The following is a 12,492-nucleotide window of genomic DNA, read 5'->3' as shown; positions in this document are numbered from 1 at the left end:
CGTCCGGCATCACATCAGGTACGACGAAAGGCGCGCTCCCCATGGCTACGACGCATTACCGGTGGACAGTCCTCGGTGCAGGCCCCGCCGGGATTGCCACAGTGGGCCGGCTGATCGACTGCGGCGTGCCTGCACGTGAGATCGCCTGGGTGGATCCGGAATTCGTGGTGGGTGACTTCGGAACCAAGTGGTCCGTGGTGTCGAGCAACACCCGCACCAGCAGCTTCCTGCGCTTCCTCGAGTCGACGCCGGCGTTCGACTTCGCCAATGCACCAGACTTCCAGATCCGTGGGGTCGATCCGCGCGACACGTGTCTGCTCGGAGCCGTGGCGGAGCCGCTGCACTGGATCACCGGGCGGCTGACCGGCCGGGTCGCCGCTCACAAGACGAGGGCCACCCGGCTGGAGTTGAGCGAGCGACGTTGGGCGGTGCACACCGAACAGTCCGTCCTCACCTCCGACAACGTGGTCATGGCCATCGGGTCCGACCCACGCACGCTCTCCCATCCCGGACTTCACGAGATCCCTCTCGACGTCGTCGTCGACCCGCAGAAGTTGGCGACGGAAAGCCTCGAGGGGGCGACGGTCGCCGTGTTTGGCTCGTCGCACTCGACGATGATTGCCCTGCCCAATCTGCTGGCCCAGCCGGTGGCGAAGATCGTGAACTTCTACCAACACCCGTTGCGCTACGCCGTCGAGTTCGAGGACTGGACGTTGTTCGACGACACCGGGCTCAAGGGCAACGCGGCCCAGTGGGCACGCGACAACGTCGACGGTCGGCTACCCGATCGCCTAAAGCGTTGCCACGTCGACGATCCCCGATTCGGGGAACTACTCGGGCAGTGCGATCGGGTGGTCTACACCGTCGGATTCGAGCCGCGCAGAGTCGATGCGCCGCAGTGGGGTCCGTTGCGGCACAATCCCGCCAACGGGATCGTCGCCCCTGGCCTCTTCGGCATCGGCATCGCGTTTCCCGGTCAGCGAGTGGACCCTACGGGAAACACCGAACACCGCGTCGGCCTGGAGAAGTTCGCGCAACAACTCGACCAGTGCCTGCCCATTTGGTTACGGTACGGCGCATGACCGCACCACACGCGGAACGAGGGACCGAGCCCGACTACCGTTTCACCCTCGCCAACGAACGCACCTTCCTGGCCTGGATCAGGACGGCGCTGGCCTTGATCGCCGGTGGCGTAGCGGTCGCCCAGTTGCTTCCCCCGTTTCCGGTGTCGTGGGGTCGGCACGGGTTGGCGACACTGCTGGTGGCCGCGGGTGCGCTGATGGCGGTGGCGTCGGTGCGCCGTTGGCAGCAGGTGCAGCGCGCGATGCGGGAAGACGACGTCCTGCCGCCGACCCGGCTGCCTGTCGCGCTGACGGTCTTTCTGCTCGTCACGTGTGTGGCGGTGCTCGTCATGATTCTGCTGAGCCAGCCGTGAGCCTGCAACGGCAACGGACTCACCTCGGTTGGGAGAGAACTGCATTCAGCTTCATGGCCGTCGGCATCCTGCTGGCCTTCCGCTCCGGGGAGACGCTGGTGCACGGGCACGCGATCATCGCGCTCGTCGCACTGTTCGGAGCCGCGATGGCAGCCCTCGTCCGCCGCAGCCGACTGAGCGACGCGGGCGGCGACGTCGAGCCGGCAGGGTGGGCCGTCGCTCTCACGGGGGCGGTCACCGCGGCGCTCGGGATCGCGTGCGCCGTCGCCATCTGGTGGTGACCCGGTTACGGCGCGCGTCCCCCGAACGGGGCGGCCGTCGACGACAATGGCATGGGATTCTTGTCGGTGCGAGGCTGTATACCTGATGTCGAACGGCCGTTCGATGCACGGAAGGGGTTGCGGTGGCACCGCGTAGTACGCGCAAGGCTCAGGTGGTGAGCCTGTTCGCCGGGGCCGGCGGTTTCGACATCGCACTCGAACGCGCTGGTTGGGACGTCGTCGTCGCGACCGACCACGCCCAGGACGCCATGGAGACCCTCCGCGCCAGCAAGGCCGCCGGCATCCCGATCAAGGGCCGACGCGGCAAGCACCTGGCCAAGACCGCCCTGATCGAGAAGGACGTCGCGACGCTGACCGCCGACGAGCTGCGTCCACGCACCGCCGCCGCCGACTGGCGCCCCGACCTGCTGGCCGGCGGGCCACCGTGTCAGCCCTGGTCTTCGGCGGGTCACCAGAAGGGCCTCAAGGACTCCCGTGGCCAGCTGATCGCCCACATGATTCGCCTCGTCGAGGAACTCCAGCCGCGCTACGTGCTGTTCGAGAACGTCCGCGGGCTCGTCACCGCGGTCGGTCCGAAGGGCGCACCCGGCGAGGTCCTGCGCAGCATCCAGCACGACCTCCGCGACCTCGGCTACTCCAGTCGCATAGCCACGCTCAACGCCGCCGACTACGGCGCCGCGCAACGCCGCGTCCGTCTCTACCTGATCGCCACCGCGGACCACGAGCTTCCGGAGTTCCCCGAGCCCACCCATCACCGATACGGCGAGAACGGACTCAAACCGTGGGTGTCGCTCGGCGAGCTCCTCGACTCGCTGCCGCCCGCGCAGTACGACGCCGTCGTCCGACCCAATGGAATCGACGGCGACGCGCTGCGGCAGCTGACCCCTGGCACCGGCCTCCGCACGAAGGGCCGCGTGATGAACAACCGCCCTGGCGGGCAGTGGGGCTACCGGCAGGACGCGTTCCTCGCCGACCTGGGCCTGCCGTCGCGTACCATCAGGACCGCATCGACGCCCGACTGGATCAGGCTGCCCGAGGACCACGACATTCGACGCCTGACGTGGCAGGAATGCGCTGCGCTGCAAGGCTTTCCGCGCGACTGGCGATTCGCCGGCAAGACCGGCAACTTCTTCCGTCACATCGGCAACGCCGTTCAGATCGACGCGGTGGAAGCCATCGGCCGCACCCTGCTCGAGTCGGTCCGCAACGGCCCCGCCGACACACCACCGCCGATGCCGCCGTGGCCCGACTATTTGACCAAGCGCGTTCGCTACACCGAGGCGGAGCACCGGGTCAACGGAAGCCTGCGCACCAGGATCCTCGCCGACAAGTAGCGTGTCGGCCGGACGCCAGGCGGCCCAATGGCAGACTCGGCCTGGTGTCGCCAACGTTCGTCGCCCCGCCCCAGTGGACGGCAGCGGAATTGAAGGCCGCCCGCGACACCGCCGAGGACGCCTTCACCCACCTCCGCCGCGAGGAGGGCCCCAAGGCCTTCCAGCGCATGTACAACCAACTCCGGCCACGGGTCGAGCAGGTCTTCGAGGCGTCCGACGACATCCAGAACCTCACCGGCGCCGTCTTCAAGGCCGATCCGCAGGCCTGGCAGGCCTGCCGTTATCTGTGCGGGCCGCCGATCAGCCAGGAGGATCTGTGGACCCTCGTCGGCGGTCCGAAGTTTCGCTCCGTGCCGCCGGACTACGCCGAGGACACGGCGGAGGCGATTCGCGTCGTCGTCGACCCGGTGCGGTTCCCCTGGCTCGCACAGGGGCGGCCGCCGTGGCCGGACGAGCGGGAAATGGCGATCATGGCCACGACAGTGCTCTGGGCCGCCCAACAGACCGGTACGGAACGACGCGGTGAGGCCTCGTCCCGCCAGGAGACGATGACGGCGAAGACACTCGACGATGCGGGCTTGACGCTCGAAGTCTCCCGCGCGCCAATCCAATTCATCGACGACATGCCACGCGGTGGCTACAGTCGGGAACGCCGACTCGCCGGAGCGAAGTGCGACGTGCCGGCCCGACTGTTCGACGGCCGGCTGCTCGCGCTCGAATGCAAGGTGTCCAACGGCCCGAAGAACGGCTGGAAGCGCGTCAACCGCGAGGTCGGCGGCAAGTCCGACGCTTGGCGTGCGCACTTCGGCAGCCAAGCTCTCACCGGCGTGATCCTGGCCGGGGTGTTCGACCTGTCCTGCCTCGTTACTGCCCAAGACCGAGGCGTGACAATCCTGTGGGAACACGACATGAACCCGCTCCGCGAGTTCGTCGAATCAACTTCGGCCTGAACGGCTTTCGACGATCTGCCGAACCGTCGCGGCGGCGTCCTCTGCGGATTCGTGTTCCCACACCCGGACGGGCACCCAGCCGGCATCGCGCAGAGCCTCGTCGGTCGCCCGATCCCTCGCACTGTTCCCCTCGATCTTCGCCGCCCAGAAGTCGTTGTTGCGCTTCGGTTTCGTGGAGTGCAGCGGGCAGCCATGCCAAAAACACCCGTCCACGAAGACCGCCACCTTGGCTCGCCGAAAGACGATGTCGGCTTCGCGCCGCAGACCGGGCAACGGCCGCTGATGAATCCGATACCTCAGCCCGGCCTCGTGCAGACGCGACCGCAACGCCACCTCGATCGACGTGTCACGTCGGCGTTGGCGCTGCATGCGCGCCGACGTGGCCCGGTCTGTTTGCAGGTCGAAGCCCAGAGGTTTGTCTCGGGACACCCCTCCACGGTAGCGCCGGAGGTCGACCACGCCACGAAAGGGGTTGCGCTCGTCACCCCGGATGCGATCCGATGACAGCGTGACCGCCGCGATCTGGCCGCTGTTCGACCTCCACGTGTCGACTCCGCGCCTGTCGCTGCGCTACGTGACCGACGACGTTGCCGGCGAACTCGCCGATCTGGCCGCGCAAGGGATTCACGATCCGGAGACCATGCCGTTCTCCGAGCCGTGGACCGACGTTCCGCCGCCGGCTCTGCAGCGCGACGCGGTGCGGTACTTCTGGCGCTGTAGAGCCGACACCACCACTGAGCGTTGGACTCTCAACCTCGCGACCCGTCACCGAGACGGCACCCTCTTGGGCGTCTGCACGCTCAGCGCCGAACACTTTCCCACCGCCCGCACCGTGACGACGGGCTCGTGGATCGGCCGCCGGTACCAGGGTCGCGGGCTCGGCCGGGAGATGCGTCAGGCGGCACTGCACCTGATCTTCGCCGGTTTGAACGGCGACACCGCTTGCACCCGCGCCTGGCACGACAACGTCGCCTCACTGCGCGTCACCAGGTCGCTGCCCTACACCGAACAGCGCCCGGTTCGCGAGATTCGCCGCGATCGACCCGACACCATGCTGGCGTTCACGATGGACCGAGACCAGTGGCAGACCGTTGCGCGCAGCGACATCCAACTCGCGGGCACCGAGTCGGCCCGCGAATTCCTCGGCGTGCCAACACCCCCGCAAATAGGCAATCCAGCAAATTCAGCAGATACGATTGTCACACTATGAAGCATGCCGCCCAGCCCCACGATGAGCTGCCGGCCCCGTCGGCACGGCCCGCGCCGCGATCCCCGTGGCGATGGGCCACTCTCGCACTCGCGCTGGTCGCGGTGCACCAAGATCGTCGAGCTGTGCAAGTGCGCTGAGTCGCGGGCTTGGTGCTCGGCGCTCCGGACAGGGGAACGCCGTTGACGCCGGCGTCCGCACCCTCGGTGACCGCGGGAGCCGGATCGGTGACGGTCGGCGCCACGGGCGCCGCCAGCGCCGAGATGGTGGACGGTGCGGCCGTCCTGAGCGGCGACGGATCGATTCCGGCGAATTCGGTGTCCACGGGCGTCAGATCCGGTGGCCTTTCACTGCGGGTGCATGTACGTCGGATGCGAAGATGTTGAGCCCGAGGACTCGGGACAAATAGGCAGTGGCGTGTTGTCCGCGCACACTGTTCCCGGCGAAGTCCAGCGGTGGAGAAAACACACCGATACCCGCCTTTCCTGGCGCCACGGAGACGATTCCGCCCGATACACCGGACTTGCCGGGCAGCCCGATCTCGAACAGCCATTCCCCGGAGCGCTCGTAGAGACCATTGGCCGCCAGGATCGCCAGGGTGTCGCGACACACCTGAGCGGATACCACCTGCTCGCCGGTGCGGGGATTGACCCCGCCATCGGCGAGGGTGGCGCCCATGACGGCAAGATCGGTGACGTTGACCCGCAGGGCGCACTGTTTGGTGTAGAGGTCGACGACGGCGAGGGGGTCGAGGTCGATGCGGCCATAAGATTCCAGCAGTCGAGCGATGGCCTGGTTGCGTTGATTGGTGTGTGATTCCGATTGATACACAACGTCATCGACGGTCAGCGACCTTCCCGCAAAGCGGGATAGGCCCTCGTGGATGGAGTTCCACTGTTCGGCCGGGGTGGCCCCCGGCATCAGTGCCGTCGTCGCGATCGCCCCGGCGTTGACCATTGGGTTCATCGGATGTCCGTCGTTGAGTTCGATGGCCACCACCGAATTGAACGGCAGACCGGTGTTGTTCACTCCGATCCGCTCACCCACGACGGCGTGCCCGAACTCCTCGCACACCAACGCGTACACGAACGCCTTCGAGATCGACTGAATCGAGAACTCGACATCGGTATCACCCGACGCGTGCAGCTCGCCGTCGACGTCGGCGACGCACACGCCGAACAAGGTGGGATCGGCCTGGGCGAGTACCGGTATGAAGTCGGCCACTGAACCGCTGGCATCCTGCCGATACCGGGTGTGGGCGTCGTCGACCAACGACGAGACCTCGTCCCCGCCTGGCAAGTGCCCCGTCGACACGACCTGCGCGACTCCATCGACATGAACATCCACCGCGTGCCTCCCGTGTCAGCCGTCGTGTCCCCGGTGGGTGCCGACCCACACTCGCCGTCTACGGGTTTCGTACCACTATCTACCCGGCACCCAATCAGTGGCTCGCGGCCACGCGGCACCGGCAATGGTCTTCAGGTTGAGCGCCACCTCCACCGACATCGTCACCAGCGGCGGCCAAACCACGGAAAGGCGACCGTGTAGGCGGGAGGTGCCGTCGTCCCCGGCACGACCTTGATGGACGTACTGCCATTGGTTTGGCAGGTGGTCGTCGTACCACCCGCAGTTTGGCAGGTCGCTCGAGCCTCGGCGGCCGGAGCCGAGACCAAGGCCACGACTGCCGCAGTCACGACCAACAATGTTGATGATTTACCCCGATGTGTCATGCGTGTTCTGCCTTTCGGGCCGGTACTCGATGTCAATGGTCTTGTACTGCAACGTCTATGGCCTCTACTCCTACGGGCACGCCGAGATCACGATGGTGGCAGCTGGCGAAAGGGGCGTACCGTTGGCCGCCGCCCGCGCGACCGCATCACCACGGGCGGCCTCGATGGTTGCCCCGGCGCCGCCGGCAACGACACTGTTCGTGTTATCGGCCAATGACAGGATGCAGAGATCGTCGTTGGTGACCTCGTCGCTGGTGCACGCTTGCCCCCCGGCGGCCTCACACGCCGCGACGACACGTGCCGAAGCCTCGTCATTGGTGGTGCCGGTCGCGCGGAATCCGGCTAGAGCGCCGTCGAACACACCGGTACCGACCGCCTCGGAGATTTGACTCGTGTCCTCGACATAGCCACCAGGCCCATCAGCCCACGCGGTGACGCCCGTAGAGATCCCCGCCGCGATGACGCCCCCAGCGACGATCGTTGACGCCCAAATGACTTTGACCATGTCAACCCTCATTTCAGTTCAAATGTCGGCGGAAGCGTAACACCCAATTTCGGCGGGTTCAGTGGAACTGAAACCTAGGCGTCGAGCCGCCGAAATCGTTGACGGCGTGGCGATGTCCCGCTTCAGAAGGTCCAGGATTTCATGTTGCAGCAGCATGTAAACGCCCTTTCTGTCCCCTCTTCGGGGGACAAATGTGCCGCGATCCTGCGACGCCAGGCGTCCGCCGCTGCGCTGCGGCTAGTCTGGCGACATCACACTGCCGCGAAGGGCAACGAAATACGCTGCGCGAAAACGTATTCGGCAGATCAGACTTGGATCGACAGGAGAGACGACCGTGAGACGGCGTGCATTCATCGCAGGCGGAGCAGGTGCCGTAGCCGGACTCACGGCAATGGCCGGCTGTGCGAACTCCTCCCCCACCAGCTCCCCCGCGGCCGCGTCCGATGATCAGATGGCGGCTGCCATCGCGAAACTGCGCGCCCAGTACCTCGCCGAATTCGACGCCGACTACGTCGAGCACGCCATCCTGCCTTGGTATCTGAACACGCTCTCCGATGGTGAACGTCCCGTCCTCCCGATGATCGACGTCGCCCTGACGAAGGAGAACGCCCTTCCCTACGACCTGTGGGGTCTGCTCAGCGAAAGCTGGAAGCCCGCACCGGAAGACGGCGTGACGGTGTTCCTGCAGGGGTTGGAGAAGCGCGGACCCGACAACCGGCGCAAGCGGATCTACATGTCGGCGGTGACGCCCGACCTGTACGAAGGCATGTACCAGCAGAAGATCGTCGGGTTCTTCGACGGGCTGTTCAGTCCGAACAACGCGGGCAAGCCGTTGATGCGGATCTATCTCGACACCTTCTGGGATCTCTACTGGGATCTGCACCTGGGCGTGAAGGGCAAGGATCTGCCGCCGGAGGTGCGTCAGATCGGCGCCAGCTTCAATACCGTGCTCGCCTACCGCGATCCGACCCAGAGGATCGTCTACGACAATTACATGACCGTCCGCAAGAATCTTGCGTTCCTCAAGTCGTGGATCGACGACCGGCTCAAGGACATTCAGTCCGGCAAGACGCCGCAGCCGGAGAAGACGTTCGGGTGGTACTGGCTCAAGAACGGCGAAGAGAGCGAGTACTTCAACCACAAGGACGTGGTCTTCGAGTGCTTCCACAACTTCGTCGCGTTCAGCCAGTGGGGTAACAGTCTCTACAACGTGATGACCAAGCTCGGCCGCGAGGGCGGTGACGAACAGGTCAAAGCCGAATACCAGAAGATCATGTCCGGGCCGTTCGACACCCCGGACGGAAGCGCCTTTCCACCGCTGGAGCGCTTCGTCATGGAGCTCTTTCGGATCATCTCACCCAACGGCGGCAGCATCTCCGCGCTCGAGGAGACCCGGCCACCGGCCTTCGAGCGGCACAACTACATCGTCAGTCCGCACACCTCGACCAGCCTGGATCCGGTGCAGTGGGTCAATCCCGAGGCATTCGACCCGTCCCGTTACGTGCAGGCACCCACCAGTGCACAGGTCGACGAAGCACGCATCAAGCAAATGGGATTGGCGCAGTGCCCCTTCGACCCGAAGGCGTCGTTCGACGTCAAGGACGGACGAAAGGCGGCGTTGCACAACAGTGCCTTCGGCACGGTGTTCGGTGTCGTCGACGATCGTCCACTCCCGGTGTGCGACTACGCCGGATTTGCTCCGTTCGGCTTTGGCTATCGACGCTGTCCCGGTGAACAACTCACCACCATGGCCTTCGAAGATCTGCTCCGCATGGCATGGCGGGAGAAGATCGAATTCGTGAAGGTCGCCGGTGCGGACGCCGAGAAATTGCCGATCGGCCCGGCGACGGTCATCGGCGACGACATCGGTTTCACGCGACGTCCTTGAGCGGCTCGGCAGGCCTCGACCCGTTACCCTGACATCGCTGATGTCGGGGCGACGATGGGCGGGCAGATGTCGTGGCGCTCGGTGATCGCACGGGCATCCGGCAGCCCGGCTCCGGTCATGGATCAGCGCCACGGAATCGGTGTCGATCGGGCACTCATCACCGCGGCGTTGTTCTGGGCAGCCTTGGCTCCCACCATGCAATGCCTGTTGATCGTCGGCAACTCCGACGACCTCGACCGGCTCCCCATCATCGCGCTCGCCTTCGGCAGCCACGCCGTGGTCTGGACGCTGGTCCTGCTCAAGCGACTTGCTCCACCGGCCCTGCTCGTGACGTGGGCAGTCATCGGAGTCGCGGTCGCCGCGCAGGCGGCGACCGGGGCCACCGAACTGCTGCGGGCAGCTCTGAACATCGGCATCTCGGCGTCGATTCTCGCCGGACTGTTGCTCGGCTTGCCTGCAGCGCTATCGAGCAGCTTCGCGATCAGCCTGGCCATCTGTGCATCCCTGGCGGTATCGGTCGTTGAGCTCACGCCTTACGCGTTCAGCTATCTCGTTCTCCTGCCGTTGAACTCGTTGGCCTCGGCATGCGCGGCGGGCGTTGCAATACGCGAGTTACGCTCCGTCGCAAGGGAAGCCGACCTGCGCGCTCGTATACGACTGACGGCCGATCGGTCGCTGGCCCGCAAGAAACTCGAGGCCGACGCCGGACGGCGCAGGGCGCGACTGCTCCACGACACGGTCGTCAACACGTTGGGCGCGATAGCCACGGGGCGGATCGTCAGCCAGGACGACGTCATCGCGCGACGCTGCGCCGACGACGTGCGGGCGGTCGACGCCCTACAAAGACGACGCGACGAGGCCGCAACGTCGATCGACGACATCGTCGTCCACGCCCGCACCATGGGCGTCGACCTTCGGACGATCGACCCCGGCGGTCTGCGCCGTTGGCTTGCCGACCAACCAGGGTGGCAACTGCGTGGAATCCTCTCCACGGTCCAGGAGGCGGCCACGAACGTGGCCAAGCATGCGAACGTGACCGAGGCGAGTCTCGAGTACTTCCCTCGGACGGGACGCGTCGTGCTAGCCGATGCCGGGTCGGGCATGGGCGACGCCGGCCCGGCGCGATCGTCGATGGCGACGCGTGCTCAGGACGCCGGCCTGTACGTCACCGTCACGAGCGTCCCCGGTCAGGGCACGGCCGTGGCCATCGAGGTCCCCCCGCAGCCGCCGGTGGTGGGATCCGACGTGTTCGAGCGAGCGTCCTCGCGAATGGCGACGGGGATCTCCGCGGTGATGCTCGCGCAGTTCGCCGCCGTCATCGTGGTGACGGCGACCCTGCGCACCGGGTGGTCGGTCGCAGCCGTCACCCCGGCAGTGCTCCTCTGGCTGATCGTTGCGGCCGCCCTGACGTTGATCTTGCGGCATGCGGGCGAGGCCGCAGGATTGCCACTCCTTGTCGTCGCGGCGACCTATCTGCTGCTGGCGTGCGGAATGGTGATCTACGGACTGTCGCGACCCGCGCAGTCGGTGTGCGGAGTGCATCCCAATCTCGGCTGGGCTGGCGATGCCGCAGCAGCGATCTGTGCCGCCCTGGTCCTGTTGGACGGCCGGATGCGCGTCGTGGTGCCGGCGTTGGCGATCATTGCGTTCGGCTCGATGGTCGCCCTTCATCAGGACGCCGCGCGCTGCGGCGGCTCCACCGTTGCGTTGCTCGTAGCGGACGCCCTGGTGGTCGGAGCGTTCGTGGTGATGCGTCAACAGGTACGCAGGCTCTCCGATGCCGTCGCGTCCCAGATCGACGACGAGATGCGCGGACGCCGGCAGCAGGAACGGTTGGCAGCCGAAATCGCTATCCGCAGCACGGGTTTCGACGGACTCATCGACGACGCCCGGGAGATCTTGCGGACCGTCTCGCAACGGCCGTCGTCGATCCGTGACCCGGACGTTCGTGCCGCGGCCTCGCTCGAGGAGTCCTACCTGCGTGCATTGATCGGATTGCCCTACGAGTCGGGTGACGTCACAGAAGCGTTCGTCGGGATCATCGACGCAGCGAAGCGGGCCAGGGTTCGACTCGACATCAACGTCGAGGAGGGCACTCTGGATGCGGTAGCCGCTCGCGCGGTGTCGAGAACCGTCATCGCAGTCCTCGCCGCCTGCGATCCGGATGAGGCGGTGTCGGTGGGCGTGTTCCGCTCCGCCGGCGGTGGCGAGATGATCCTGCTGGCGCCGGCTAGCGCGACGGCGGCCGGACCCGACGTCCTCGCCGCATCGTTCCCGGGTGGTGTCGATGTAAGGTGTTCGGACTCCGATGGTCTCGTCGAAATCAGGTGGTGACCGTGGCACACATCGCGGTGGTCGACGACCACGTGTTGGTCAGGGAAGCACTCGCCGGGATCGTCCGCGGCCTTGGACACGACGTGCGCACCGCTGACACCATCGAGGCGGTCGTACACGACGAGCTGGACATGCTCCTGCTCGATCTCGACCTCGACGCCGGCGGCCTGGCCGACGAGCGGATCGTCGCCGAGCTCACGGCTCGTGGCGTTCCGGTACTCATCGTGTCGGCGCTGGGCAGTGCGCGACACGTGCGACGCATGCTCGCGGCCGGTGTAGCGGGTGTCGTCGCCAAGACCGATGGCGCCGATGACCTTGCGGGCGCCATCAATTGCGCGCTGGTCGGTCAGAAGTGGATGAGCCCCGCATTGGCGAAAGCCTTGGTCACCGATCATGACGCCGACCGCCCCAAGTTGTCCGACAACGAGCTCGAGGCCCTTCGGCTCTACGCATGCGGCCTGAAGCTCGACAGCGTGGCTCGGCGGATGGGCGTCGCACCAAGTACCGCCAAGCAGTACATCGATCGTGTCCGCGACAAGTACGCCAGCGTAGGTCATCCCGTACACACGAAGGCCGAACTGTATGCCGCCGGAGTCGACGACGGGTTCATCACCAGGTAGAGCATTCCCCCGGCCCACGATTCACACTCTGCCCGACACCATGCTGGCGTTCACGATGGACCAAGACCAGTGGCAGACCGTTGCGCGCAGCGACATCCAACTCGCCGGCACCGAGTCGGTCCGCGAATTCCTCGGCGTGCCGACACCCCCGCAAATAGGCAATCCAGCAAATTCAGCAGATACGATTGTCACACTATGAAGCATGCCG

Annotated in this window: 13 protein-coding genes; 9 read left to right on the top strand and 4 right to left on the bottom strand. The window is 66.1% G+C overall.

The genetic code is table 11. From position 1 onward, the window contains the following. The first annotated feature begins 41 nt into the window (after window positions 1-41). The 5 genes from B1790_RS19330 to B1790_RS19310 all read left to right on the top strand — a co-directional run bounded on the left by B1790_RS19330 (window position 42) and on the right by B1790_RS19310 (window position 4,000). Window positions 42-1,082, top strand: a complete 1,041-nt coding sequence (locus B1790_RS19330) for a pyridine nucleotide-disulfide oxidoreductase (RefSeq protein WP_079924891.1) — start codon at window positions 42-44, stop codon at window positions 1,080-1,082. Then, window positions 1,079-1,435 carry a YidH family protein gene (locus B1790_RS19325; protein WP_079924890.1) on the top strand — a complete coding sequence of 119 codons (357 nt, stop codon included), beginning with the start codon at window positions 1,079-1,081 and terminating at the stop codon, window positions 1,433-1,435. Before B1790_RS19330 ends, B1790_RS19325 begins: the two co-directional genes overlap by 4 nt. A 53-nt stretch (window positions 1,436-1,488) precedes the next feature. Then, window positions 1,489-1,716, top strand: coding sequence for a hypothetical protein (locus tag B1790_RS19320; RefSeq protein WP_079924889.1), 228 nt, complete (start codon window positions 1,489-1,491; stop codon window positions 1,714-1,716). Between the two features lie 122 nt (window positions 1,717-1,838). Beyond that, entirely contained in the window at window positions 1,839-3,050 is a 1,212-nt protein-coding gene (locus B1790_RS19315; protein WP_079924888.1) for a DNA cytosine methyltransferase, read from the top strand. A 44-nt stretch (window positions 3,051-3,094) separates the two neighbouring features. After that, on the top strand, window positions 3,095-4,000 hold the full coding sequence (locus B1790_RS19310) for a XamI family restriction endonuclease (protein ID WP_158083844.1): 906 nt from the start codon (window positions 3,095-3,097) through the stop codon (window positions 3,998-4,000). On the opposite strand, the gene B1790_RS19305 is transcribed toward B1790_RS19310, so the two are convergent. Then, entirely contained in the window at window positions 3,986-4,429 is a 444-nt protein-coding gene (locus B1790_RS19305; RefSeq protein ID WP_255407285.1) for a very short patch repair endonuclease, read from the bottom strand. The genes B1790_RS19310 and B1790_RS19305 overlap by 15 nt on opposite strands. A gap of 79 nt (window positions 4,430-4,508) precedes the next feature. Here B1790_RS19305 and B1790_RS19300 point away from each other — a divergent pair, with 79 nt between their 5' ends. Next, complete coding sequence (locus tag B1790_RS19300) at window positions 4,509-5,210, top strand: GNAT family N-acetyltransferase (protein WP_233165207.1); 702 nt, start codon at window positions 4,509-4,511, stop codon at window positions 5,208-5,210. Here the strand turns inward: B1790_RS19300 and B1790_RS19295 are convergent. From B1790_RS19295 to B1790_RS19280, 3 genes are all read right to left on the bottom strand, one after another. Then, complete coding sequence (locus tag B1790_RS19295; protein WP_079924885.1) at window positions 5,200-5,532, bottom strand: hypothetical protein; 333 nt, start codon at window positions 5,530-5,532, stop codon at window positions 5,200-5,202. The two genes, B1790_RS19300 and B1790_RS19295, sit on opposite strands and share 11 nt — an antisense overlap. A gap of 5 nt (window positions 5,533-5,537) precedes the next feature. After that, the gene (gene glsA, locus B1790_RS19290) at window positions 5,538-6,521 is read right to left on the bottom strand and encodes a glutaminase A (RefSeq protein ID WP_233165206.1); all 984 of its coding nucleotides are present in this window, start codon (window positions 6,519-6,521) and stop codon (window positions 5,538-5,540) included. Window positions 6,522-7,007: 486 nt separating this feature from the next. Beyond that, window positions 7,008-7,442, bottom strand: a complete 435-nt coding sequence (locus B1790_RS19280) for a hypothetical protein (protein WP_079924921.1) — start codon at window positions 7,440-7,442, stop codon at window positions 7,008-7,010. A gap of 334 nt (window positions 7,443-7,776) precedes the next feature. On the opposite strand from B1790_RS19280, the gene B1790_RS19275 reads away from it, so the two are divergent. From B1790_RS19275 to B1790_RS19265, 3 genes are all read left to right on the top strand, one after another. Continuing rightward, window positions 7,777-9,330, top strand: coding sequence for a hypothetical protein (locus B1790_RS19275; protein ID WP_079924882.1), 1,554 nt, complete (start codon window positions 7,777-7,779; stop codon window positions 9,328-9,330). 117 nt (window positions 9,331-9,447) lie between these two features. After that, complete coding sequence (locus B1790_RS19270) at window positions 9,448-11,664, top strand: hypothetical protein (protein ID WP_142271397.1); 2,217 nt, start codon at window positions 9,448-9,450, stop codon at window positions 11,662-11,664. A gap of 2 nt (window positions 11,665-11,666) precedes the next feature. Then, window positions 11,667-12,284 (top strand): response regulator, encoded by a 618-nt coding sequence (locus tag B1790_RS19265; protein WP_233165205.1) that lies wholly within the window; start codon window positions 11,667-11,669, stop codon window positions 12,282-12,284. Window positions 12,285-12,492 lie beyond the last annotated feature (208 nt).

The sequence above is a fragment of the Mycobacterium sp. AT1 genome, from assembly GCF_002043095.1.
GTDB lineage: Bacteria > Actinomycetota > Actinomycetes > Mycobacteriales > Mycobacteriaceae > Mycobacterium.
Note: the sequence above shows the minus strand (reverse complement) of the source record. Positions and strands in the feature narration are given on the sequence as shown.